Raw genomic sequence first — 23,629 nt, forward strand, 5'->3', positions numbered from 1 at the left:
GTTCCATCCAGCGGGCGAGGGGGGGGGGGGGGAACCCCGCCGCCCTTTCCTGTTTTCGCCTCCGATCGCGCCGCTTCTGTTTTTGCGCTTGATCGCGCGCCCGGGCCGCCTATCGTGCCGCCGCCATGCGCAAGCTTTTCGCCTTAGGGCTGATCCTCCCCCTCCTCGCGGCCTGCAGCCAGGGCCGCCAGGTGCAGAACGACGAATACGGCGACGACAGCAAGCGGTCCCGCGTGCAGGGACGGCTCGGCGGATCGGACGGCATCCTGGTCTTCGGCACCGACCGCTCGCAGCCCGCCGGCGGCAGCCAGGAGGGCGGCGCCCTCGGCGTGAACGCCTATCTCTGGCGCGCCTCGCTGGATACGCTGTCCTTCCTGCCGCTGTCCTCCGCCGATCCCTTCGGCGGCGTCATCATCACCGACTGGTACTCGCCCCCCGCGACGCCGGGCGAGCGCTTCCGCGCCACCGCCTATGTTCTCGGCCGCCAGCTGCGCTCCGACGGCGTCCGCGTCTCGATCTTCCGCCAGGAACAGCGCAACGGCGCCTGGGTGGACGCGCCGGTGGCGCAGAGCACCAATGTGGACATGGAGAACCAGATCCTCGCCCGGGCGCGCGAGCTGCGCAGCCAGACGGCCTCCCGCTGAGGCCTGGCCGCATCCTGGCGCCGGGCGCGAAAGGCCCCGGCGCCAGGACGCGGGAGATCATTTCCCGCCCTTCCCTTTCCTTGGCGGCGGCGAGGCCGTATCCCTCTCCCCCAGCCACCGCCCGCTTCCTTCCTTCGCCGCCGATCGCCCTGGTGCCATGACCGACGCCGCCACGCCTGCCCGCTACGACTTCGCCCGCGCCGAGCCGCGCTGGCAGCAAGAATGGGAGGCCCGCGCCTGCTTCGCGGTGCCGGACGTGCCCGATGCCGGGCGCGCGAAGTACTACGTGCTGGAGATGTTCCCCTACCCCTCCGGCAAGATCCATATGGGGCATGTGCGGAACTACACGCTGGGCGACGTGGTGGCGCGCTACAAGCGGGCGCGCGGCCATCAGGTGCTGCACCCGATGGGCTGGGACGCCTTCGGGCTGCCGGCGGAGAACGCGGCGCGCGAGCGCGGCGTGCATCCCGCCGCCTGGACCTACCAGAACATCGCCACCATGCGGGCCGAGCTGAAGCGCATGGGCCTGTCCATCGAGTGGGACCGCGAATTCGCCACCTGCGACCCGAGCTATTACGGCCAGCAGCAGAAGCTCTTCCTGGAGCTGCTGAAGGCCGGCCTCGCCGAGCGGAAGGAGAGCTGGGTCAACTGGGACCCGGTGGACAACACCGTGCTCGCCAACGAGCAGGTGATCGACGGGCGCGGCTGGCGCTCGGGCGCCCCGGTGGAGAAGAAGAAGCTCTCCCAGTGGTTCCTCTCCATCACCAGGTTCGCCCCCGAGCTGCTGGCCGGCCTGGACGGGCTGGACCGCTGGCCGGAGCGGGTGAAGCTGATGCAGTCCAACTGGATCGGCCGCTCCGAGGGCGCGCGGGTGCGCTTCGCGCTGGAGGCCCCGGTGGAGGCCCCCGTGGAGTCGCCCGTGGGCGGGCTGGACGAGGTCGAGGTCTTCACCACCCGGCCGGACACGCTGTTCGGCATGAGCTTCCTGGCCGTCGCCGCCGAGCACCCGCTCGCCGCCGCCGCCGCCGCGCGCGATCCGGCCATCGCCCGCTTCATCGCCGAGGTGCGCGCCCTCGGCACCTCCGAGGCCGCCATCGAGCAGGCCGAGAAGCGCGGCATCGACACCGGCTTCCGCGTCCGCCACCCGTTCAACGGCCAGAGCTACCCGGTCTGGATCGCCAATTTCGTGCTGATGGAATACGGCACGGGCGCCATCTTCGGCTGCCCCTCGGGCGACCAGCGCGACCTCGACTTCGCCCGCAAGTACGACCTGCCGGTGGTGCCGGTGGTGCTGCCGCCCGGCGAGGACGCCGCCGGCTTCGCCATCGGCGGCACCGCCTATGTCGAGGACGGGACGCTGATCAATTCGGGGTTCCTGGATGGCAAGTCCACCGCCGAGGGCAGGCGCGCCGCCATCGACGCGCTGGAGGCGCAGGGCGCCGGCCAGGGCGTGGTGAACTGGCGCCTGCGCGATTGGGGCGTCTCGCGCCAGCGCTACTGGGGCTGCCCGATCCCGGTGATCCATTGCGAGGCCTGCGGCGTCGTTCCCGTCCCGCAGGACCAGCTTCCGGTGACCCTGCCGGAGGATGTGGACTTCACCCTGCCCGGCAATCCGCTCGACAACCATCCGCGCTGGAAGCATGTCGCCTGCCCCGCCTGCGGCGCCGCGGCCCGGCGCGAGACCGACACCTTCGATACCTTCGTCGACAGCTCCTGGTACTTCGCCCGCTTCACCGCGCCGAAGGCGGAGACGCCGCTGGTGCCGGAGGCGGCGAATGGCTGGCTGCCGGTGGACCAGTATATCGGCGGCATCGAGCACGCGATCCTGCACCTGCTCTATTCCCGCTTCTTCACCCGCGCCCTGAACCAGGCCGGGCACCTCGCCATCTCCGAGCCCTTCGCCGGCCTCTTCACGCAGGGCATGGTCCAGCACGCCTCCTACAAGGCGCAGGACGGCCGCTGGCTGGCGCCGGACGAGGTGGAGGTCGCCGCCGATGGCAGCGCCACGGACAAGGCCACCGGCCTCGCCGTGACCGTCTCGCGCAACGACAAGATGTCGAAGTCGAAGCGCAACACCATCGACCCCGGCGCCATCATCGACAATTACGGCGCCGACACGGCGCGCTGGTTCATCCTCTCCGACAACCCGCCTGACCGGGACATGGAATGGACCGAGGCCGGTGTCTCCGGCGCCTCGCGCTTCACCCAGCGCCTGTGGCGGCTGGTGCAGGGCGCGGCGCCCAGCCTGCCTCCGCCGGGGCAGGAGCCCGGCCCCGGGGCCGCGCGCGACCTCCGCCGCGCCACGCACCGCACCATCGCCGCCGTGACCGAGGCGCTGGAAAGCTTCTCCTTCAACGTGGCCGTCGCCCGCATCCATGAATTCGCCAATGCCATCGAGGCCGCGGCGTCGGAGGATGGCGCCGCCCGGCGCGAGGCGCTGGAGGCGCTGGCCCGTCTGATCAGCCCGATGATGCCGCATCTGGCGGAGGAGCTGTGGTCCGTGCTGCGCCCCGGCACCGGCCTGGTGGCGGAGCTGCCCTGGCTCGAATCGGACGCCGAGCTCGCCCGGGCGGACAGCGTGACCCTCGCCGTTCAGGTGCTGGGCAAGCTGCGCGCCACCATCGCCGTGCCGGTGGGCGCCGACGAGGCCAGCGTCTTCGCCGCCGCGGAGGCGGACGAGAATGTCCAGCGCGCCATTGCCGGGCGCCCCATCAGGAAGCGCATCCATGTCCCGGGCCGCATCGTCAACTTCGTCGTCTGAGGCCATGGGCCTGACCGCCTCTCCGCGGCCGTCCAGGCGGCGCCTGATGGCGTTGGCGGCGGGTGGGGCGGTCACCCTGGCGGGCTGCGGCTTCCAGCCGCTCTACGGCCCCCAGGGCGCCACCAGCGCCGCCGGCGTGGCGGAGCCCGAGGTGCGCGAGGTGCTGGCCAATACCGAGGTCGCGCTGATCCCCGAGCGCACCGGCCAGTTGCTGCGCCGCGCCCTGCTGGAACGCCTGGGCGGCGCGGGCACGGGCCACGGCGCCTATGAGCTGCGGGTGCAGCCGCAGCTTGGCATCGACTTCGAGGGCTTCCGGCGGGACGGCTCTCCCTCCCGCGTACGCAACACCATGACGGCGAGCTGGGCGCTGGTCTCCACCGGCACGCCGCCGGCGACGGTGCTGCAGGGGACCGAGCGCGCCTTCGACGCCTACAACATCCCGGACAACCAGTTCTTCGCCGGCGACTTCTCGCGCGACGCGACCTTCCAGCGGCTGATCGAGCAGGTGGCGGACGACATCATGGTGCGCCTGGCCGCCGGATTGCGGAACCGGCGCAGCACCTGAGGAGGGCGGCGGGTGGCGAAGCTCGACCCGCGCCGCCTGCCGGGCTTCCTGGCGGCGCCGGACCCGGCCTGCCGCGTCGTGCTGCTGCATGGCGAGGATGCCGGCCTGGTGCGCGAGCGCGCCGAGGCGCTGGTCGCGGCGGTGATCGGCCGGGACGATCCCTTCCGGCTCGCCGAGCTGCCGCGCGAGGCGGCCGCGCGGCCGGGTGTCCTGGCCGGCGAGATGGCCGCCCTGGCCCTGACCGGCGGGCGCCGGGTGGTTCGCGTGCGGGATGCCGTGGATGGCCTGGCGGGCGCGGTGAAGGAGGCCCTGGCCGGGCCGGGCGAGGCGCTTCTGGTGCTGGAGGCGGGGGAGCTGCCGGCCCGCGCCAAGCTGCGTGCCCTGCTGGAGCCCGCGCAGGGGGCGGCGGTGATTCCATGCTATCGCGAGCGCGGCGCCGATCTGGCCGGCAGCATCGCCCGGCTGCTGCGGGAGGCCGGCGTCACCGCCGAGCCCGCGGCGCTGGACTGGCTGGCGGCACGGCTGGGCGAGGACCGCATGCTCCTGCGCCGGGAGGTCGAGAAGCTGGCGCTCTATGCCGGCCCCGGCGGGCGGCTGAACGAGGAGGATGTGCTGGCCTGCGCCGGCGAGGGATCGACGCTGGATCTGGACGAGGCGCTGATCGCCGCCACCGCGGGCGACATCCCGGCCGCCGACCGCGCGCTGGATGCCGCCTTCTCGGAAGGCGCCAGCCCGGTCATGGTGCTGCGCGCGGCGCTGCGGCATGTGCAGCGCCTGCATCTGGCCGCTCTCGCCATGGCTGCCGGACAGCCCGCCGGGCAGGCCATGGACGCCCTGCGGCCGCCGGTCTTCTTCCGGCTCAAGCCGGGTTTCGAGCGGGCGCTGCGGCTCTGGCCGCCGCATCAGCTGGCGGCGGCGGGGGATGCCCTGCGGGAGGCGGAGAAGCTCAGCAAGTCCGGCTCCGCCGCCCGCCCCATCCCCGATCGTGTCGTGGCGCAGACGGCGGTGCTGACCCTGGCCCGGCAGGCGCTGGCCCGGCAAAGGCGCGGCTGAGACCCGAACCGCTCAGCCCGGGTTGAGCAGGCGGATCAGGCCGTCCAGCTGGTCGAGGTCGCGGTAGTTGATGGTGATCCGCCCGCCCTTGCGGCCATGCTGGATCGCCACCTTGAGGCCCAGCCGCGCCGTCAGGTCGTGCTCCAGGGCCCGGGTCTCGGCCTGGGGGCTGACGGGGGCCGGAGCGGGCCTCGACCGCTCGGAAGCCGCCGCCAGCGCCTCGGTCTGCCGGACATTGAGGCCCCGGGTGATGACCAGATCGGCCAGCTTCACCGGATCGGGCGCCGTCAGCAGGGCGCGGGCATGGCCGGCGGAGAGGCTGCCCCGCGCCAGCATCTCGCGGACCTTCTGCGGCAGGGCCAGCAGGCGCAGGGTATTGGCGACATGGCTGCGGCTCTTGCCGACCGCCTGGCCCAGCGCATCCTGCGTCAGGCCGAATTCCTCCGTGAGCCGCCGGTAGCCCTGGGCCTCCTCCAGGGCGTTCAGGTCCTCGCGCTGCAGGTTCTCCACCAGGGCCGCGGCCAGCGCCGCGCGGTCGTCCAGCTCGTGCACATAGACCGGAACCTCGTGCCGCTGCGCCAACTGCGCCGCGCGCCAGCGGCGCTCGCCGCCGATGATCTGGTAGCGCCCCGCCTGGCCGGGCTTGGGTCGGACCAGGATGGGCTGCAACACCCCATGTTCCCGGATGGAGGCGGCCAGTTCCGCCAGGCCCGACTGGTCGATCGGGCCACGCGGCTGGAAGGGGCCGGGCTCCAGGGCCTCGATCGGCAGGGTGCGCGGCAGGGAAGGTGCCGCAACCTCCGGACCGGGAGCGGCCTCTCCGAGAAGGGCGGAGAGGCCCATGCCGAGACGAGCGGGCTTGCGGGCGGTCATGCGGCTTTGTCCCCACGCGAACGGTCACGGCGCAGCATCTCGGCGGCCAGCTTGATATAGGCCTGGGCGCCGGCGGATTTCGGGTCGTAGAGCAGGACCGGCAGGCCGTGCGAGGGCGCCTCGCTGACCCGGATGTTGCGGGGGATCACCGTCTCGAAGACCTTGTCGCGGAAGAAGGCGCGGACATCGCTCGCCACCAGCTCCGAAAGGTTGTTCCGACGGTCGAACATGGTCAGCACGATGCCGTCGAGAGTAAGGCCTGGGTTGAGGCCCCGCCGGACCAGCTCGATGGTGCGGGTGATCTGCGACACGCCTTCCAGCGCGAAGAACTCCGCCTGGAGCGGGATCAGCACCGCATCCACCGCGACCAGCGCATTGACCGTCAGCAGGCCCAGGGAAGGCGGGCAGTCGATCAGGATGAGGTCGAAATCCTTCAGCGTCTCCGCCGCCGCCTCCAGCGCCAGCCGCAGCCGGTGCTCGCGATGCTCCATGCCGACCAGCTCGACCTCCGCCCCGGCCAGATCGGTATCGGCAGGGAGCACGAAGAGATCGGGCACGCGGGTGGGCCGCATCAACTCGGCCAGGGGCTTGAGGCCCACCAGCAGGGCATAGCTCCCGGCGCCCCGTTCGGCGCGCGGCAGGCCCAGGCCGGTCGAGGCATTGCCCTGCGGGTCGAGGTCGATGACCAGGACCTTCTTCTTGGTCGCCAGGGCGGTGGCCAGATTGATGGCGGTGGTGGTCTTGCCCACCCCGCCCTTCTGGTTGGCGAGCGCGATACGGCGCAGAGGGGGCTTAGGCGCCGGCACGATGGATTCCAGACATGCGGAGAATGGTGGCCTTCGGATCGGTGTTGCTCATGAACCGCTCGACGGAGAATGTCCAGCCCGCCGCCTCGGCATCCGACAGCTCCTGATCGACCTGCCGTCCTTTCGGAAACAGGGCGACGCCCTCGGGCGCCAGGAGCGCGGCGGCCCAGGGCAGCAGCCGCTCCAGCGGCGCCAGGGCGCGGGCCGTCAATACGCCGACGGGCGGCAGGTCCAGGGTTTCGATCCGCACGGCATGCACCGTGACATGCGGAAGCCCCAACTCGGCGACGGCGGCCTGCAGGAAGGCCGCCTTGCGCCGGTCGGACTCCACCAGATGCACGGGCCTCGTCACCGCCGCCGCCAGCACCAGACCCGGAAAGCCACCGCCCGAACCGAGATCGGCGAGCGGCGTCAGGCCTTCCGGCAGGAGCGGCAGGAGTTGCAGGGAATCCTCGATATGCCGCTGACGGATTTCCTCCGGCGCCTGCCGGGCCACGAGGTTGATCCGCGCGTTCCACCGCAGCAGCAGCGCCAGCAGCGCGTTCAGGCGCTCTCGCGTTTCACGTGAAACCTGCGCCGCTCCGGGCAGACGCCTCGCAAGGTCGTCAGCGGGGGACCGTTTCACGTGGAACGCTCCCGCCGCAGATGTGCCGCCAGTGCGGCCAGTGCCGCGGGGGTAACACCCGGAACCCGGCCCGCGCTCCCCAGAGTCGCCGGTTGCGCGGCCCCCAGCCGTTGCCGCATCTCGTTGGACAGGCCAGGGATGCGTCCGAAGTCGATGCCGCGTGGGATGGCGACCGCCTCTTCCCGCATCAGCAACCGCAGTTCCGCCTCCTGGCGCTGGAGATAGGGCGCGTAGAGCGCCTCCGCCTCCAACTGGGTTCCCACCCCTTCGGGAAGCTCCATGAGCCAGGGAAAGGCCTGGCGGATCATGGCGGGCTCGATCCCAGGAAGGGCCAGAAGATCCATCACGCTGCGCCAGCGGCCATCCTGATTCACCTCGAGGCCCTGGCGCCGCAGGGCGGCCGGAGAACCCCCTTCCAGGCGGGCCCGTTCCAAGGCCTCCGCCACGGCCTTGGCAAAAGCCCGGAAGCGGCCGGCCCGTTCGGGGCCGACGACGCCCCAGGCGATCCCCTTCTCCGTCAGGCGCAGGCCCGCATTGTCGGCTCGTAGCGTCAGCCGATGCTCCGCACGGGCCGTCAGCATGCGATAGGGCTCGCTGACGCCCTGCAGCACCAGATCGTCCACCATGACGCCGAGATACGATTCGGTACGCTGAAGCAACAATTCTTCCGCGCCTCCGCCGGCCTGATGCGCGGCGTTGAGACCGGCCAGGAGCCCCTGGGCGGCCGCCTCCTCGTACCCGGTCGTGCCATTGATCTGCCCGGCCAGGAACAGGCCGGGCACGTCCCGGACCTCGAGGCTGGGGCGCAGGGCCCGCGGATCGACATGGTCATATTCGATGGCATAGCCCGGGCGCAGGATGACGGCCCGCTCGAGGCCCGGGATGGTGGCCAGGAAGGCGCGCTGGACATCCTCCGGCAGGCTGGTGGAAATGCCGTTCGGATAGATGGTGTAGTCGTCCAGGCCCTCCGGTTCGAGGAAGATCTGGTGCCGCTCCCGCTCGGCGAAGCGCACGATCTTGTCCTCGATCGACGGGCAGTAGCGGGGGCCCACGCCCTGGATCTGGCCGGAATGGACCGGGGCCCGGTGCAGGTTGGCGCGGATCAGCGCGTGGCCCTCGGGTGTCGTCGTGGTGACGGCGCAATCGACCTGCGGATTGTCGATCCGTCCCGTCATCCAGGACAGGGGTTCCGGCACGGCGTCCCCGGGCTGCTTCTCCAACCCCGACCAATCGATGCTACGGCCGTCCAGCCGGGGCGGCGTTCCGGTCTTCAGCCGCCGCATCGGCAGATGCAGGGCCTCCAGGGCCAGGGCCAGGCCAAGGGAGGGCGCGTCGCCGACCCTCCCGGCCGGCTGCCGCCGCGTCCCGATATGGATCTCCCCGCGCAGGAAGGTGCCGGCGGTGATCACCAGGGCGCCGCAGGCGATGCGCTCGCCGGCCTCCGTCACCACGGCGGCGATCCGCCCCGACGCATCCCTCTCGATCCCTTCCGCCGCGCCGGCGCGGATGGTCAGGCCCGCTTGCGCCTCAAGCAGCGCGCGGATGGCCTGGCGGTAGAGACGGCGGTCCGCCTGGGCCCGCGGCCCTCGCACGGCTGGGCCCTTGCTGCGGTTGAGCAGCTTGAAATGGATGCCGGCGGCATCCGCGGCGCGGCCGATCAGGCCATCCAGAGCATCCACCTCCCGCACCAGATGCCCCTTCCCCACGCCGCCGACGGCCGGGTTGCAGGACATCTCGCCCAGGGTCTCCAGCCGATGGGTCAGCAGCAGGGTGCGCGCGCCATATCGGGCCGCCGCCGCCGCCGCCTCGGTGCCGGCGTGACCGCCGCCCACCACCACCACGTCGAAATCCGTCTTGCGCATAGGCCGGGGTATAGACCGGCTTGCCCTACTTTCCGATGCAGAAATCCCCGAACACCACGTCGAGCACCGCCTCCACCCCCACCCGGCCCGTCAGCCGGCCAAGAGCCCGCAGCGCCGCCCTCAGGGCCTCGGCGGTCAGTTCCGGCATGGGCGCGGCGGCCGCTTCGTCCAGCCAGGACACCGCCTCGTCCAGCGCGGCGCGATGGCGCGGCCGTGTCAGGCTGGCTTCATCGGCCAAGCCGGCCCGCTCGGCGGCCAGCTGGTCGAGCCGCCGCCGGAACTCCTCCAGCCCGGTGCCGTCCCGCACCGAGATGGCCAGGGGCTGCCGGCCGCCGGGCAGCCTGGCGGGGGGCGCGAGATCGACCTTGCTGGCCACGACCAGCGTCGCCTCATCGAGCAGGGCGAGGGTCGCGGCATCGGGTGGCTGGTCGGCGGCGAAGAGCGCGATGCGGAGATCCGCCTCGTCGGCGCGACGACGGGCGCGGCGGACCCCTTCGGCCTCGATCTCGTCCGGCGTCTCGCGCAGGCCCGCCGTATCCGCCAGCCAGACCGGCACGCCGCCCAGCTCGAGCCGCACCTCGACGATGTCGCGTGTCGTGCCGGCGCGGGCGGAGACGATGGCCGCCTCCCGCCCTGCCAGGGCGTTCAGCAGGGAGGACTTCCCGGCATTCGGGGCCCCCAGGATGACGGCCCAGAGGCCCTCCCGCAGCCGCTCTCCCCGCCCGCCCTCGGCCAGATGCCCTTGCATCTCCAAGGCCAGGACCATGGCGGAGGAGCGCACCTCGGCCTCGAGATCATTCGGCAGGCCATCCTCGGCGAATTCGATCGCGGCCTCCTGATGGGCCAGAAGCCGCGTCAGCCGCGCGCTCCAGCCCTCGTAGCGCCGGGCCAGGGCACCGCCGGCCTGGCGCAGGGCCTGCCGCCGCTGAGCCGCCGTCTCGGCCGCGATCAGGTCGGCGATGCCTTCGGCGGCGGTGAGGTCCATGCGACCGCTGAGGAAGGCCCGGCGGGTGAACTCCCCGGCTTCGGCCGGGCGAAGGCCGAGGCCGAGCAGGGCCTCGCTCACCCCCTCCAGCACCGCGCGGCCGCCATGCAGATGCAGCTCGGCCGCGTCCTCACCCGTATAGCTCGCGGGGCCGGGGAACCAGAGCACCAGTGCCTGATCCAACAGCTCCCCACCCTCCGGATGGCGCAGGTGGCGCAGGCTGGCCTGCCTCGGCGCCGGAAGCCCACCCGCCAGGCGGCGCAGCGCGGGCCCGCTGCCGGCTCCGGAGAGACGGAGCACCGAGATGGCGGCGCGGCTGCCGCCGGAGGCCAAAGCGAAGATGGTGTCTGTCATCCCGACACCCTGTGCGGCGGCCATGAAGGACGTTCCACGTGAAACAGGAGGCGCCGCTAGGACTTGGCGACCACGTCGTGCTCGGTCAGCATCAACCGGCGCACGCGGCCGCCCTCTTGCAGATGCGTCTGCAGGATCTCGTCGATATCCTCCCGCGTCTGCGCGCGATACCAGATCCCTTCGGGATAGATCACCATCACCGGCCCGAACTCGCAGCGGTCCAGGCAGCCGGCCTGATTGACCCGGATCGCGGGAATGCCAAGCTCCTTGGCGCGGGCCTTCATATAGTCCTTCAGCTTCTCGCTGCCGCCGGCGGCGCAGGAGCCGCGCCGGTGGCCGTCCGGGCGGCGGTTGCAGCAGACGAAGACATGCGCCTGGAAATAGGGCGGCGGATCGGCGGGTTGTGTCACGATATTCTTCCGGAAAGGGGCAGATCCCGAGAGGCGAAGGCTGGCCGTCCCTCGCCGTTCAGGCAGGGCGTGGCCGAGGGGTCAGATGTGGCACCCCCCTTCCCGCGCCGCAATGTCATGGCTCTTGACGCTGGCGACGGAGCGTGTCGAATCCTCGCAGATGCCCCAGCTTTCCTTCCTGACCCCCCTTGGCCCGTTGACCCTGTCCGAGGAGGAGGGGGCGATCGTGGCGCTCGACTGGGGCCGCGGCCGCGACCAGCAGGAGACCGATCTGCTGCGGACCGCGCGCGATCAGCTCCAGGCCTATTTCGACGGCGAGCGCAACCGGTTCGATCTGCCGCTGGCCCCGTTCGGAACCGCCTTCCAGCAGCGGGTCTGGGCCGCCCTGCAGGCGATCCCGCCGGGCGAGACCCGCAGCTACGGCGAGCTGGCCCGCGAGCTCGGCTCCGTCGCCCGCGCGGTGGGCCAGGCCAATGGGCGGAACCCGATCCCGATCATCATCCCCTGTCACCGCGTCGTCGGTGGCGGCGGCGCCCTCGGTGGCTATTCGGGGGGCGAAGGCGTCACCACGAAGCGCTATCTTCTCGATCTCGAACGCCGCAGCCTCCGGCAGCAAGGAACCCTACTATGATCCACGCCATCCGCATCCACGAACATGGCGGCCCGGAGAAGATGATCTGGGAAGAGGTGCCGCTGCCGGCGCCGAAGCCGGATGAGGCGCTGGTGCGGCACAGCGCCATCGGGCTGAACTATATCGACGTGTATTTCCGCACCGGTCTCTACAAGCTGCCCTCCCTGCCCGCGACCCTGGGCATGGAGGCCGCCGGCGTCGTGGAGGCCGTGGGCAGCGAGGTGACGGAGGTCGCGGTGGGCGACCGCGTCGCCTATGCCATGGCCCCGATCGGCGCCTATGCCCAGGCCCGCACGGTGAAGGCCGACCGGCTGGTGAAGCTCCCGGACGGCATCGACGACCGCACCGCCGCGGGCATGATGCTGCAGGGCATGACGGCCCAGTACCTGCTGCGCCGGACCTTCCCGGTGAAGGCGGGCCAGACCATCCTGGTGCATGCCGCCGCCGGCGGTGTGGGGCTGATCATGTGCCAGTGGGCGAAGCAGCTCGGCTGCACCGTGATCGGCACCGTCTCCACCGAGGAGAAGGCCGCCCTGGCCCTGGCGCATGGCGCCGACCATGTCCTGCTCTCCGGCCGGGACGACCTGCCGTCGCGGGTCAAGGAGATCACCCAGGGCGCCATGCTGCCGGTGGTCTATGACAGCGTCGGCAAGGACACCTTCGCCGCCTCGCTCGACTGCCTGGCGCCGCTCGGCATGATGGTCTCCTACGGCAATGCCTCCGGGGCGGTGCCACCGGTCGATATCGGCATCCTGGCCGCGAAGGGGTCGCTCTTCCTGACCCGCCCGACGCTGGCCACCTACACTGCCCGGCACGACGATCTGGTGGCGACCGCCAACGACCTGTTCTCGGTCGTGCTGTCCGGCGCGGTGAAGATCGAGGTCAACCAGACCTATGCGCTGAAAGATGCCGCCGAGGCCCACCGGGCGCTGGAGGCCCGCAGGACCACCGGCAGCACCATCTTCCTGCCCTGAGCCTCCCTGCCTCCGGGGCGATCGACTCCGGCCGCTATCCGGCGCGCAGGAAGTAGCGGTAGCGATAGACCTCGCGGAAGCCCAAGGCTTCATAGAGGTTCATGGCGGCCGCATTGGTGGCGGAGACCTGGAGCCAGCCGGTCGCGGCGCCCTGGCTCTGTCCCCAGTCGGCGGCGGCGGCCAGGAGTCGTCGGCCGAGGCCACGGCGGCGGAAGGCCGGATCCGTGGCGATGTCGAAGAAGCCCAGCAGCGGACCATCCGCCGCCACCTGCCCGCTGGCCGCCGGCCGTCCCTCGATGCGGAGCAGCAGCCAGGCCGCCGGCACCATCATCATCGCGGCGGCCTCCTGCTTCTCCGCGCGGCGCTGCGGCGTCTGGTACTCGGCGGTGGCGAGGATGGCGAGCCAGTCCGGGTCCGGCGCGGGCAGGATCTCGAGCGCGGCATCGGGCGCCGCGAAGCCCTCCAGCGGGCCCGCCATGACCGCCGTCTCGCTGTCCGGCCGGTAGCCCCGCCGCAGCAGCGCCGCTTCCAGGCCGGGCGGATCGAGCGGCGTCGAGCGGAAGCGGGCCGGCAGGCCGAGCCGGGCATAGGCCGCCTCGATGCGCGGCAGGCGGGTCTCCAGGGCCGGGTCGGGCGCGGGGTCGAGCGCGCTCACCGCATTGGCGCGGCCGGTGCCGCCCAGGAAGCCACGCAGCAGGAAGGGCCCGTCGAAGGCCGTGCGCGCCGCCGGCACCGCCGTGTGCGAGGCCCGCTCCAGGGTGGCGATCCATTCCAGGTCCATGGAAGCTCTCCATCGCGCGGCCGGCCCAGCTTACGCCGCCGGTCAGGGAGGAAAAGCCCCGCGCGAGGGTGAGCAGGCCGCGCCCATACAGAAAGGGCGGCCTCCTTCCGGGGGCCGCCCTGTTGCTGTCAGGTGTTCATCGCGTCGAAGAAGTCCTGGTTGGTCTTGCTGTATTTCAGCTTGTCCAACAGGAACTCCATCGAGTCCTGCGTGCCCATCGGGTTCAGGATGCGGCGCAGCACCCACATCTTGGTCAGGGTCGCGCGGTCGATCAGCACCTCCTCGCGGCGGGTGCCGGACTTGGTGATGTCGATCGCCGGGAAGACGCGCTTGTCCGAGAGCTTGCGGTCGAGGATCAGCTCGGAGTTGCCGGTGCCCTTGAACTCCTCGAAGATCACCTCGTCCATGCGGCTGCCGGTGTCGATCAGGGCGGTCGCGATGATGGTGAGGCTGCCGCCTTCCTCGATGTTGCGGGCGGCGCCGAAGAAGCGCTTCGGCCGCTGCAGGGCGTTGGCGTCCACGCCGCCGGTCAGCACCTTGCCGGAGGACGGCACGACCGAGTTGTAGGCGCGGCCGAGGCGGGTGATGGAGTCGAGCAGGATGACGACATCCCGCTTGTGCTCGACCAGGCGCTTCGCCTTCTCCAGCACCATCTCGGTGACCTGGACGTGGCGGGTCGCCGGCTCGTCGAAGGTGGAGGCCACGACCTCGCCGCGCACGGTGCGGGCCATGTCGGTGACTTCCTCCGGCCGCTCGTCGATCAGCAGCACCAGCAGGAAGACCTCGGGGTGGTTGGCCGAGATCGACTTGGCGATGTTCTGCAGCATCACGGTCTTGCCGGTGCGCGGCGGCGCCACCACCAGGGCGCGCTGCCCCATGCCGATCGGCGCCACCAGGTCGATGACGCGGGGCGTGTAGTCCTTCTGCTGCCCCTTGGCGACGCTCTCGAAGTTGGGGTTCTCCATCTTCAGCTGGCGCGTCGGATAGAGCGGCGTCAGGTTGTCGAAGTTGATGCGGTGCCGCAGCGCCTCGGGCGGCTCGAAATTGACGGTGTTGACCTTGAGCAGCGCGAAGTAGCGCTCGCCGTCCTTGGGCGCCCGGATCTGCCCCTCCACCGTGTCGCCCGTGCGCAGGCCGAAGCGGCGCACCTGGGCGGGGGAGACGTAGATGTCGTCGGGGCCGGGCAGATAGTTCGACTGCGGGCTGCGCAGGAAGCCGAAGCCATCCGGCAGGATCTCCAGCGTCCCGTCGCCATGGATCGCCTGGTCGTTCTCCGCCAGCTGCTTCAGGATCGCGAACATCATATCCTGCTTGCGCAGGATGGAGGCGTTCTCGATCTGCAGGGATTCGGCGAAGGCCAGCAGGTCCGAGGGACTCTTGGCCTTGAGTTCAGAAAGATGCATGGGTCGGACGCATTCCGTTCCGGCGGGAGCAGCGGGACACTTCCGAAGGGCGGCGGCAAGGCCTGCCTGCGAGCCGGTGCCGCGTGTGGCGCGGCCGGCATGTCCCGAATAAGGAGGAGGGAGTCACGGCGTCAGATCAGGCCGGTGGCCTGATATGGCGCCATTGACGGGAAGCGTGGCGAGGCTAAGGGCGCCAGGGGCTTCGCGTCAATGGGGGAAATGGCGGTTTCCCCCTCGCTTTCAAGGTTTTCCGCAGGATTTTTGCGCCTTCAGAACGGCTTCACGATGACCATGACGACGATCAGGATCAGCAGTACCGTCGGCACCTCGTTCACCGCCCGCCAGTAGCGCTCGCTGTGCCGCCGCCGATCGGCGGCGAAGTCCTTGCGGGCGTAGCCCAGGTGGTGGTGGAACAGCGTCATGCCGAGCAGGCCGGCGAGCTTGCCGTGCCACCAGCCCGCGCCCCAGTCCACCACGCCCGGCGTCAGCACCAGGGTCAGGCCGAAGATCCAGGCGGCGATCATGGCGGGGTTCATGATGCCGCGCAGCAGCCGCCGCTCCATCACCTGGAACAACGCGCTCTGCTCCGAGCCCGGCGCCGCGGCGGTGTGGTAGACATAGAGGCGCGGCAGGTAGAACAGCCCCGCCATCCAGGCGAAGACCGAGATCAGGTGCAGGGCCTTGGTCCAGGGATACCATTCCCCCAGGATGCCGAGATCCATCCGCTCGTCCCTCCCCGCTCAGCCGAGGCCCAGCAGTCCGGGCAGATCCGCCATCCGGGCGAAGGGCTCCGCCCCCTCGGCCGCCAGCGGCCCCGGCGGCAGCTCGCCGGCATGCGCCAGGACGCGGCATCCGGCGGCCCGGCCGGCGCGGATGCCCGGGATGCTGTCCTCCACCACCACGCAGTCGCGCGGATCGGCGCCGCAGGCCCGCGCGGCCGCCTGATAGATGTCGGGGTGGGGCTTCGGCCGGGCCACATCCTCGAAGGAGAAGACCCGGCCGCCGAAGACGCCGGCGATGCCGAGCCGGTCCAGCTTGGCCGCCAGCTCGGCGCGGGAGGAGTTCGAGGCGCAGGCCACCGGCCAGGCGGCGGCGATGCGCGCCAGCGCCTCCAGCGCGCCGGGAACCGGGACGACATCGCGCGCCATGCGCTCCGTCAGGAGGTGGGACATCCGTGCCGGCCAGTCCGCCGGCAGGGGGCCGAACTCCGCCTCGATGACCGGCTTCATGTCCGGCACCGCGCGGCCGAGGAAGATCGCCCGGCACCGCGCCGGATCGACCTGCCAGCCGCGCCCGGCGAGATCCTCCGCCACCACCAGCGCGGCCAGCGCCTCGCTGTCGGCCAGGACACCGTCGCAGTCGAAGAGGATGGCGGCGGGACGAGGGGTCATTCAGGCGGTCTCCAGGGTGGCGCGGGCGCGGGCATGCGGGCAGTCGCCATGGACCTTGGGGCATTGCCGGGCGCCGGCGAAGGAGCAGAGGGCGCGCTGGCCGTCGCGCACCCGCCGCACCAGCCCGGCCAGGGCGGCGATGAAGCCGGGGTCGCTGTTCTGCGCCGGGACGCGGAAATAGCCCGGCAGCCCCAGCTTGTGGGCCAGTTCCCGGTACTCCACGTCAAGCTCGACCAGGGTCTCGGAATGCTCGGAGACGAAGGCGATCGGGCTGACCAGCACCGCGGCCCCGTCCCGCGCCGCCGCCTCCAGCGCCTGCTCCAGCGAGGGGCCGATCCATTTCTGCGGCGTGACCCGGGACTGGTAGCAGATGCCGTGCTCCAGGGGGGGCGCCCCCGCGGGCCGCTCCAGCGCCGCCGTCACCGCGGCCACCGTCCGCTCCACCTGCCACTGATAGGGGTCACCGTGCCGGACGATGCTCTCCGGCAGGCCATGGGCGGAGAACAGCAGGCGCAGCCGCGCCCCCGCCGGCAGGGCCGCCCGCGCCGCCGCCTCGGCCTCGCGGATCAGGGCCGCGGTGGCGGCGGCGAAGGCCGGGTCGGAGTGCCAGCAGCAGAGGGTCCGGCCGGGCAGCTCCAGCCCGACCCGCTCGCAGGCCGCCCGCCAGTCGTCGAGGGAGGAGCCGGTGGTGGTGGTGGAATACTGCGGATAGAGCGGCAGCAGCACCGCCTCCTCCGCGCCCCAGGTCTTCACCTGCCGCGCCGCCTCCTCGGCGAAGGGGTGCCAGTAGCGCATGGCGACGAAGCAGCGCGCCTCGATCTCGGGCGCCAGCGCGGCCGCCAGCGCCTCGCCCTGGGCCTCGGTCAGCTCCCGCAAGGGCGACCGGCCGCCCAGGATGGCGTAGTTCTCGCTGGCCGCCCGGGTGCGCCGCGCGGCGATCAGGCGGCCGAGCCAGGGGCGGATGAAGGCCGGCACGCGCAGGATGGCGGGATCGGTGAAGAGGTTCTCCAGGAAGGGCCGAACCGCCGCCGGGCCGTCCGGGCCGCCGAGGTTGAAGAGGATGACGGCGACGCGCGGGCGGGAGGGTGCGGACATGCTTGGCAGATGCCACGGAAACCGCCCGGGTCAAGGGGCGGCCCAAGGGGTGGCGGGCATTCCCGCCCCCCGGAGGCGCGGCGCGGCTTGTGACGGAGGCCCGGCTTCCTTAGGTGAAGGCATGAACGACCCTTGTGGGCACCGCCATGACTGAAAAGAATGATTCCGTGATGAACGACCAGACCCCGCCGGCGGAAACGCCGGCCGCCGCCCCCCCCCCCCCCCCCCCCCGGGGCCCCCCCCCCCCCCCCCCCCCCCGACGCCACCCAGCCCACCCCCGAGCAGCCCGCCGACGCCATGGCCCGGATCGCCGAGCTGGAGAGCGAGCTGGCGCAGACCAAGGACCGCTGGCTGCGCTCCGAGGCGGAGATGCAGAACCTCCGCGCCCGCACCAAGCGCGAGGTGGAGGATGCCCGCGCCTATGCGGTGCAGCGCTTCGCCCGCGACGTGGTGGAGGCGGCCGAGAACCTGCGCCGCGGCCTGGATTCCCTGCCCCCCCCGGCCGAGGGCGAGCCGGAGTTGCTGGCCAAGCTGCGCGGCGGCTTCGAGGGGGTCGAGCGCGCCTTCATCGGCATCCTCGAGCGCAACGGGGTGACCAAGCAGGACGCCGCCGGCAAGCCCTTCGATCCCGAGATGCACCAGGCGATGGCGCAGCAGCCGCCGCCGCCCGGCGTGGCCCCCGGCACCGTGCTGCAGGCCTGGACGCCGGCCTGGCTGCTGAACGGGCGCCTGCTCAAGCCCGCCATGGTGGTGGTGGCCGGCGAGGGCGTGTCCGAAACCGCCTGATGACCCCAACCGTCTGATGACCCGGGTTCGCCCCGTCGCGCCGCAGGACCGGGCAGCGCTCCTGGCCCTCAACAACCGCCATGTGCCGGCGGTGAACGCGCTGGAGCCGGCGGCGCTGTCCCGTCTGCTGGAGGCCGCGCTGCTGGCGCTGGCGGCGGGGCCGGTCGGAGCGCCCACGGGCCTGCTGATCCTGCTCGGCCCGGCGGGGCCGGCGGAGGGACCCAACCACGCCTGGGTCCGCGAGCACCATCCCGAGGCGGCCTATATCGACCGCGTGATGGTCTCCGCCACCGCCCGGGGCCAGGGTCTCGGCCGGCGGTTCTACGCCGCGGCGGCCGGGGCGGCGGCACAGGCGGGATTCGCGGCGCTGGGCTGCGAGGTCAATCTCGACCCGCCCAATCCGGAGAGCCTCGCCTTCCACCACCGCCTCGGCTTCCGCCCCGTGGGCGAGGCCACCGATCCGCGCAACGGCAAGCGGGTGGTCTATCTCCTGGCTCCTGCGGACCCCGCCCCGGACGGGACATTGGACGGCACATTTCTTGCGCGCTGCGGCAATGCCCCTTGTCCGGTGGCGCCGGGCTGAATACATCGCACTCACAACCGCCCGGTTCGGGCGGCAACCCCTTTTTCCTCGCCTGAAGAGCATATGGGGATGGGCGCGGCGCCAAGCCTGGGCCGCCCCCATCCGCCGCAAAGGAGACCTCGGATGAGCAAAGTCATCGGCATCGATCTGGGCACCACGAATTCCTGCGTCGCCATCATGGAAGGCGGCGATGTGAAGGTGCTCGAGAACGCCGAGGGCGCGCGGACCACCCCCTCGATGGTGGCTTTCGCCAAGAACGGCGAGCGGCTGGTCGGCCAGGCCGCGAAGCGCCAGGCGGTGACCAACCCGACCGACACCCTCTACGCCGTCAAGCGCCTGATCGGCCGCCGCTTCGAGGACGCGACGGTCAAGAAGGACATCGATCTCGTCCCCTACAAGATCGTGCGCGCCGAGAATGGCGACGCCTGGGTCGAGGCGGCGGGCCAGAAGATGGCGCCGCAGCAGATCAGCGCCTATGTCCTCGGCAAGATGAAGGACACCGCCGAGGCCTATCTCGGCGAGAAGGTGACGCAGGCCGTCATCACCGTCCCCGCCTACTTCAACGACAGCCAGCGCCAGGCGACCAAGGAGGCCGGGCAGATCGCCGGGCTCGAGGTGCTGCGCATCATCAACGAGCCGACGGCGGCCGCCCTGGCCTATGGCCTGGACAAGAAGACCACCGGCACCATCGCGGTCTATGACCTCGGCGGCGGCACCTTCGACGTCTCCGTGCTCGAGATCGGCGACGGCGTCTTCGAGGTGAAGTCCACCAACGGCGACACCTTCCTGGGCGGCGAGGACTTCGACCAGCGGGTGATCGACTACCTGGCCGACGAGTTCAAGAAGGAGAACGGCATCGATCTGCGCGGCGACAAGCTCGCCCTGCAGCGCCTCAAGGAGGCCGCCGAGAAGGCGAAGATCGAGCTGTCCTCGGCCAAGCAGACCGAGATCAACCTGCCCTTCATCACCGCCGACGCCTCGGGCCCGAAGCACCTGGTGCTGCAGCTCACCCGCGCCAAGCTGGAGGCGCTGGTCGATGACCTCGTGCAGCGGACCCTGGAGCCCTGCAAGAAGGCCCTGAAGGATGCCGGCATGAACGCCGGCGAGATCGACGAGGTGATCCTGGTCGGCGGCATGACCCGCATGCCCAAGGTCGTCGAGGCGGTGAAGACCTTCTTCGGCAAGGAGCCGGCCCGCAACGTCAACCCGGACGAGGTCGTCGCCATCGGCGCCGCGATCCAGGGCGGCGTGCTGAAGGGCGAGGTGAAGGACGTCCTGCTGCTCGACGTAACGCCGCTGTCGCTCGGCATCGAGACGCTGGGCGGCGTGTTCACCCGGCTGATCGACCGCAACACGACGATCCCGACCAAGAAGAGCCAGACCTTCTCCACCGCCGACGACAACCAGACCGCGGTCACCATCAAGGTGTTCCAGGGCGAGCGCGAGATGGCGGCGGACAACAAGCTGCTGGGCAACTTCGACCTGCAGGGCATCCCGCCCGCGCCGCGCGGCGTGCCGCAGATCGAGGTGACCTTCGACATCGACGCCAACGGCATCGTCTCGGTCTCGGCCAAGGACAAGGCCACCGGCAAGGAGCAGCAGATCAAGATCCAGGCCAAGTCCGGCCTGTCGGATGCCGATATCGAGCGGATGGTGAAGGAGGCCGAGGCCAATGCCGAGGCCGACAAGAAGCGCCGCGAGGCGGTGGAGGCGCGCAACCAGCTGGATGCGCTGATCCACACCACCGAGAAGACGCTGAAGGACAATGCCGCCAAGGTCCCCGAGGCGGAGAAGGCCGAGGCCGAGGCCGCCCTGGCCGCGGCGCGCAGCGCCAAGGAGGGCGAGGACGCCGAGGCCATCCGCAGCGCCACCGAGCGCCTCTCCGCCGCCGCGATGAAGGTGGGCGAGGCGGTCTACAAGTCCGGCCCCGCCGAGGGCGAGGCCCAGGCCGCGCAGGGGGCCGCGCAGGGTGCGGCCGAGGGCGAGCCGAAGGCGGGCGAGAAGGTGGTCGATGCCGAGTTCGAGGATGTCGACCCGGGCAAGAAGAAGCCCGAGTGACCGGCCTCCCGCCGCACTGACCCGACAGGCGCCCGGCCCAACAGCCGGGCGCATCCTCGTTCCGGAGCTTGGGGGACAGGCCAAGGATGGCCAAGAAGGACTATTACGACACCCTGGGCGCGTCCCGGGATGCCAGCGACGAGGACCTGAAGAAGGCCTATCGCAAGCTGGCCATGAAGTATCACCCGGACCGCAATCCGGGCGACAGGAAGGCCGAGGCCGCGTTCAAGGACGTGAACGAGGCCTATGAGGTCCTGAAGGACCCGGAGAAGCGCGCCGCCTATGACCGCTACGGCCACGCCGCCTTCGAGGGAGGCATGGGCGGCGGGGCCGGCGGGCCCTTCGGCGGCGGCGGCGGACCTTTCGGCGCCGGCGGCTTCGAGGACATCTTCGCCGAGATGTTCGGCCAGTTCGGCGCCCGGTCCGGGCGGGGCGCCGGCGCGACCGGCCGTGGCGCCGATCTGCGCACCCAGGCGGACATCACGCTGGAGGAGGCCTTCGCGGGGGCCAAGAAGACCATCCGCGTCACCACCAGCGTGCAGTGCGAGGCCTGCGATGGCAGCGGCGCCGAGGGCAAGGGCGGCGGCGGCGGCCAGCAGACCTGCCCGACCTGCGGCGGCGCCGGCAAGGTGCGCGCCCAGCAGGGCTTCTTCCTGATCGAGCGGAGCTGCCCGACCTGCGGCGGCACCGGACGCATCATCAAGAACCCCTGCAAGGTCTGCCAGGGCGCGGGCCGCGTGCAGCGCGAGCGCAGCCTGAACGTCACCATCCCGCCCGGCGTGGAGGATGGCACCCGCATCCGCCTCTCCGGCGAGGGAGAGGCCGGACTCCGGGGCGCGCCGGCGGGCGATCTCTATGTCGATGTCGCGGTGCGGCCGCACCCGCTGTTCCAGCGGGATGGCGCCAGCATCTTCGTCCGCGTGCCGCTGCGCATGACGCAGGCGGCGCTGGGCGGGGCCGTGGAGGTGCCGACCATCGATGGCGGCCGCACGCGCGTCACCATTCCCTCCGGCACCCAGACGGGCGACCAGTTCCGCCTCCGCGGCAAGGGCTTCTCCGTGCTGCGCTCGGCGGCGCGGGGAGACATGTACGTGCAGGTGGCTGTGGAGACGCCGCAGAACCTCACCCCCCGCCAGCGCGAGCTGCTGGAGCAGTTCGAGGGCGAGACCGGGGAGGACGGCAACAGCAGCCCGGAAAGCGAGGGCTTCTTCGCCAAGGTGAAGGAGTTCTGGGAGGGGCTCGGCCGCTAGGCCGCCCCAGGCTTCCCTTTCGCGCGCCGGCGCGGCAGAGAAAGGCCCGGGAGAGGCATCCTCTCCCGGGCCTTCCGTCCTTCGGCTTCCTTCGTCCTGCTGGGATCGCGCCACATGACCCTCCGCATCGGCATCGCCGGCCTGTCCGGCCGCATGGGCAAGCTGCTTTCCGAGGAGGTAGCCGCCGCCGGCGCCACCCTGGCGGGCGGCATCGGCCGCGATGGCGACGCCGCGGCCCTCTTCGCGGCCAGCGATGTGGTGATCGACTTCACCACCGCCGCCGCCGCCGAGCGGCATGCCGCCCTGGCGGCCGCGCGGGGCAGGCCGCTGATCCTGGGCTCCTCCGGCCTCTCGGCGGCGCAGGAGGCGGCGGTGGCGGCCGCGGCGGAGCGGGTGCCGGTGGTCTATGCGGCGAACTTCGCCCCGGGCGCCAATGTCCTCTTCGCCCTGGCCGAGCGCATGGGCGCCGCCCTGCCGCCGGCGCAGTACGATGCCGAGATCGTCGAGATGCACCACCGGCAGAAGGTGGACGCCCCCTCGGGCACCGCCATCGAGATGGGCCGGGCGGTGGCCCGCGGCCGCGGCGCGACGCTGGAGGAGGTCGGCATGGAGAGCGGGCGGGATGGCCACACCGGGCCGCGCGCCACCGGCCCGATCGGCTTCTCCGCCCTGCGCGGGGGGCAGGTGGTGGGCGAGCACACCCTGCTTTTCGCCGGGGCCAGCGAGCACATCGCCCTCACCCACCGCTCCTTCGACCGCCGCGTCTATGCCACCGGCGCGGTGCAGGCGGCGCACTGGGTGGTGCGGCAGCCGCCCGGCCTCTACGGCATGCGGCAGGTGCTGGGAATGGGCTGAGCCGGCTCAGCCGTTCAGCAGGGCGTCGATATCCTCCTGGCTGAGCACGGCCGCCTTCTCGGGCGCGGCGCCGTTCAGCAGGGCATCGATGGCCTCCTGGCCCAGATCCGGGGTCAGGGCCGCCTCGGTGCTGACCGTCCGGTACGGCGTGCCGATTCGCATCGGCCGGGGCAGGGCCTCGCCGCCCGCCTGCGTCACGCCGGGGACGATCTGTTCCAGCATGGTCTCCACCTGCTGCAGATGCTGGATGGCGCGGCGGATGCGCTGGCCGGTGATGTCCTGGAAGCTGCAGGCCTCGAAGATCGAGTTCACCCGGGCCGAGAGCGCCTCGATCGAGGCCTGGTCCTTCTGGCCGCCGGCGATCCAGGCCTGGATCGCCTCCGTCGCCTCCATGATGGTGTTGGCGGCCGCCTCGGTGGCCTGCACCACCGCTTCCAGTTCCAGCCCGCTGTTGCGCGTGCTGGCGACCGGGATGGCGACCAGCTGGGCGATCTGCTCATGCACCTGGCTCAGCTGCCGGGACAGCTTCTCCTCCGCCATGTCCGCCATGTCGGAGGTGGCGCTGAGCTCGGCGCTGAGCTCGGCGATGCGGCGGTCGACGAAGCCGCGCAGATCCTTCAGCAGGGGGGCCACCTCGGCCTGAACGGCGGCGCGGAGCGCGGCTTCGGATCCGGCGCCGGCATCGGGAAGGCGGGCCTCTGCGGTCATGGTCGGCTCCAGGCGGGACAGGTCGGCGCGAGCCTAGGGCGGGACCGGTGAAGGCTTCCTTGCCATGCGCGCCGCATGGCCGCCCTGCGCCCGGCGCCCTCGCCTCGCCTTCTCTTCGCTTGACCCCCTGTGCCGCGCTTGCGAAACAGCCCCCCGCCCGGAACCCCCGGGGGACT

At 71.7% G+C, this 23,629-nt stretch carries 22 protein-coding genes and 1 pseudogene; 11 read left to right on the forward strand and 12 right to left on the reverse strand.

Translation table 11 applies throughout. From position 1 onward, the window contains the following. Positions 1–125 precede the first annotated feature (125 nt). From ACVMLK_RS10870 to holA, 4 genes are all read left to right on the forward strand, one after another. Positions 126–644, forward strand: coding sequence for a DUF3576 domain-containing protein (locus ACVMLK_RS10870; RefSeq protein WP_198366963.1), 519 nt, complete (start codon positions 126–128; stop codon positions 642–644). A 157-nt stretch (positions 645–801) separates the two neighbouring features. After that, positions 802–3,405: a leucine--tRNA ligase gene (leuS, locus tag ACVMLK_RS10875; RefSeq protein ID WP_457486409.1), complete on the forward strand. Its 2,604-nt coding sequence runs from the start codon at positions 802–804 to the stop codon at positions 3,403–3,405. Positions 3,406–3,451: 46 nt separating this feature from the next. Then, on the forward strand, positions 3,452–3,970 hold the full coding sequence (lptE, locus tag ACVMLK_RS10880) for an LPS assembly lipoprotein LptE (RefSeq protein ID WP_198366965.1): 519 nt from the start codon (positions 3,452–3,454) through the stop codon (positions 3,968–3,970). Between the two features lie 12 nt (positions 3,971–3,982). Further along, positions 3,983–5,023, forward strand: a complete 1,041-nt coding sequence (gene holA, locus ACVMLK_RS10885; RefSeq protein WP_457486410.1) for a DNA polymerase III subunit delta — start codon at positions 3,983–3,985, stop codon at positions 5,021–5,023. Between the two features lie 12 nt (positions 5,024–5,035). Here holA and ACVMLK_RS10890 read toward each other — a convergent pair whose 3' ends face one another. Genes ACVMLK_RS10890 through ACVMLK_RS10915 form a run of 6 tightly spaced genes read right to left on the reverse strand, consistent with a single transcriptional unit; the run spans position 5,036 to position 10,938 of the window. Then, positions 5,036–5,896: a ParB/RepB/Spo0J family partition protein gene (locus ACVMLK_RS10890; protein WP_457486411.1), complete on the reverse strand. Its 861-nt coding sequence runs from the start codon at positions 5,894–5,896 to the stop codon at positions 5,036–5,038. Beyond that, complete coding sequence (locus ACVMLK_RS10895) at positions 5,893–6,702, reverse strand: ParA family protein (RefSeq protein WP_198366968.1); 810 nt, start codon at positions 6,700–6,702, stop codon at positions 5,893–5,895. Before ACVMLK_RS10895 ends, ACVMLK_RS10890 begins: the two co-directional genes overlap by 4 nt. Further along, positions 6,689–7,327 (reverse strand): 16S rRNA (guanine(527)-N(7))-methyltransferase RsmG, encoded by a 639-nt coding sequence (gene rsmG, locus ACVMLK_RS10900; protein ID WP_457486412.1) that lies wholly within the window; start codon positions 7,325–7,327, stop codon positions 6,689–6,691. Before rsmG ends, ACVMLK_RS10895 begins: the two co-directional genes overlap by 14 nt. Next, positions 7,324–9,189, reverse strand: a complete 1,866-nt coding sequence (gene mnmG, locus ACVMLK_RS10905; RefSeq protein ID WP_457486413.1) for a tRNA uridine-5-carboxymethylaminomethyl(34) synthesis enzyme MnmG — start codon at positions 9,187–9,189, stop codon at positions 7,324–7,326. The genes rsmG and mnmG overlap by 4 nt, the downstream gene beginning before the upstream one ends. A gap of 25 nt (positions 9,190–9,214) precedes the next feature. After that, complete coding sequence (gene mnmE, locus ACVMLK_RS10910; protein WP_457486414.1) at positions 9,215–10,528, reverse strand: tRNA uridine-5-carboxymethylaminomethyl(34) synthesis GTPase MnmE; 1,314 nt, start codon at positions 10,526–10,528, stop codon at positions 9,215–9,217. Positions 10,529–10,584: 56 nt separating this feature from the next. Then, entirely contained in the window at positions 10,585–10,938 is a 354-nt protein-coding gene (locus ACVMLK_RS10915; RefSeq protein WP_198366972.1) for a (2Fe-2S) ferredoxin domain-containing protein, read from the reverse strand. Between the two features lie 160 nt (positions 10,939–11,098). Between ACVMLK_RS10915 and ACVMLK_RS10920 the strand changes: the two genes are divergently transcribed. Continuing rightward, entirely contained in the window at positions 11,099–11,569 is a 471-nt protein-coding gene (locus tag ACVMLK_RS10920) for a methylated-DNA--[protein]-cysteine S-methyltransferase (protein WP_422922374.1), read from the forward strand. Further along, entirely contained in the window at positions 11,566–12,543 is a 978-nt protein-coding gene (locus ACVMLK_RS10925; protein WP_198366974.1) for a quinone oxidoreductase family protein, read from the forward strand. Before ACVMLK_RS10920 ends, ACVMLK_RS10925 begins: the two co-directional genes overlap by 4 nt. A gap of 34 nt (positions 12,544–12,577) precedes the next feature. On the opposite strand, the gene ACVMLK_RS10930 is transcribed toward ACVMLK_RS10925, so the two are convergent. The 5 genes from ACVMLK_RS10930 to hemH form a co-directional block, all read right to left on the reverse strand. Beyond that, on the reverse strand, positions 12,578–13,324 hold the full coding sequence (locus ACVMLK_RS10930; RefSeq protein WP_457486415.1) for a GNAT family N-acetyltransferase: 747 nt from the start codon (positions 13,322–13,324) through the stop codon (positions 12,578–12,580). A gap of 128 nt (positions 13,325–13,452) precedes the next feature. After that, positions 13,453–14,727 carry a transcription termination factor Rho gene (gene rho, locus ACVMLK_RS10935; RefSeq protein WP_198366976.1) on the reverse strand — a complete coding sequence of 425 codons (1,275 nt, stop codon included), beginning with the start codon at positions 14,725–14,727 and terminating at the stop codon, positions 13,453–13,455. A 269-nt stretch (positions 14,728–14,996) separates the two neighbouring features. Further along, the gene (gene hemJ / locus ACVMLK_RS10940) at positions 14,997–15,449 is read right to left on the reverse strand and encodes a protoporphyrinogen oxidase HemJ (RefSeq protein ID WP_457486416.1); all 453 of its coding nucleotides are present in this window, start codon (positions 15,447–15,449) and stop codon (positions 14,997–14,999) included. A gap of 18 nt (positions 15,450–15,467) precedes the next feature. Continuing rightward, positions 15,468–16,118, reverse strand: a complete 651-nt coding sequence (locus tag ACVMLK_RS10945; RefSeq protein ID WP_457486417.1) for an HAD family hydrolase — start codon at positions 16,116–16,118, stop codon at positions 15,468–15,470. Continuing rightward, the gene (gene hemH, locus ACVMLK_RS10950; protein ID WP_457486418.1) at positions 16,119–17,213 is read right to left on the reverse strand and encodes a ferrochelatase; all 1,095 of its coding nucleotides are present in this window, start codon (positions 17,211–17,213) and stop codon (positions 16,119–16,121) included. A gap of 170 nt (positions 17,214–17,383) precedes the next feature. Here hemH and ACVMLK_RS10955 point away from each other — a divergent pair. The 5 genes and pseudogenes from ACVMLK_RS10955 to dapB all read left to right on the forward strand — a co-directional run bounded on the left by ACVMLK_RS10955 (position 17,384) and on the right by dapB (position 22,745). Next, positions 17,384–17,999 (forward strand): annotated as a pseudogene (locus ACVMLK_RS10955) (nucleotide exchange factor GrpE). A gap of 16 nt (positions 18,000–18,015) precedes the next feature. Continuing rightward, a complete protein-coding gene (locus ACVMLK_RS10960; RefSeq protein WP_457486419.1) occupies positions 18,016–18,582 on the forward strand; it encodes a GNAT family N-acetyltransferase in 567 nt (188 codons plus the stop codon). 123 nt (positions 18,583–18,705) lie between these two features. Further along, positions 18,706–20,640, forward strand: coding sequence for a molecular chaperone DnaK (dnaK, locus tag ACVMLK_RS10965; protein ID WP_422922369.1), 1,935 nt, complete (start codon positions 18,706–18,708; stop codon positions 20,638–20,640). An 86-nt stretch (positions 20,641–20,726) separates the two neighbouring features. Next, positions 20,727–21,890, forward strand: coding sequence for a molecular chaperone DnaJ (gene dnaJ, locus ACVMLK_RS10970; protein ID WP_198366983.1), 1,164 nt, complete (start codon positions 20,727–20,729; stop codon positions 21,888–21,890). 114 nt (positions 21,891–22,004) lie between these two features. Beyond that, entirely contained in the window at positions 22,005–22,745 is a 741-nt protein-coding gene (dapB, locus tag ACVMLK_RS10975) for a 4-hydroxy-tetrahydrodipicolinate reductase (RefSeq protein ID WP_457486420.1), read from the forward strand. Positions 22,746–22,751: 6 nt separating this feature from the next. Here the strand turns inward: dapB and ACVMLK_RS10980 are convergent, their stop codons facing one another. Continuing rightward, entirely contained in the window at positions 22,752–23,453 is a 702-nt protein-coding gene (locus ACVMLK_RS10980; protein WP_198366985.1) for a protein phosphatase CheZ, read from the reverse strand. Between the last annotated feature and the right edge of the window lie 176 nt (positions 23,454–23,629).

This window comes from Teichococcus aerofrigidensis, from assembly GCF_054073225.1.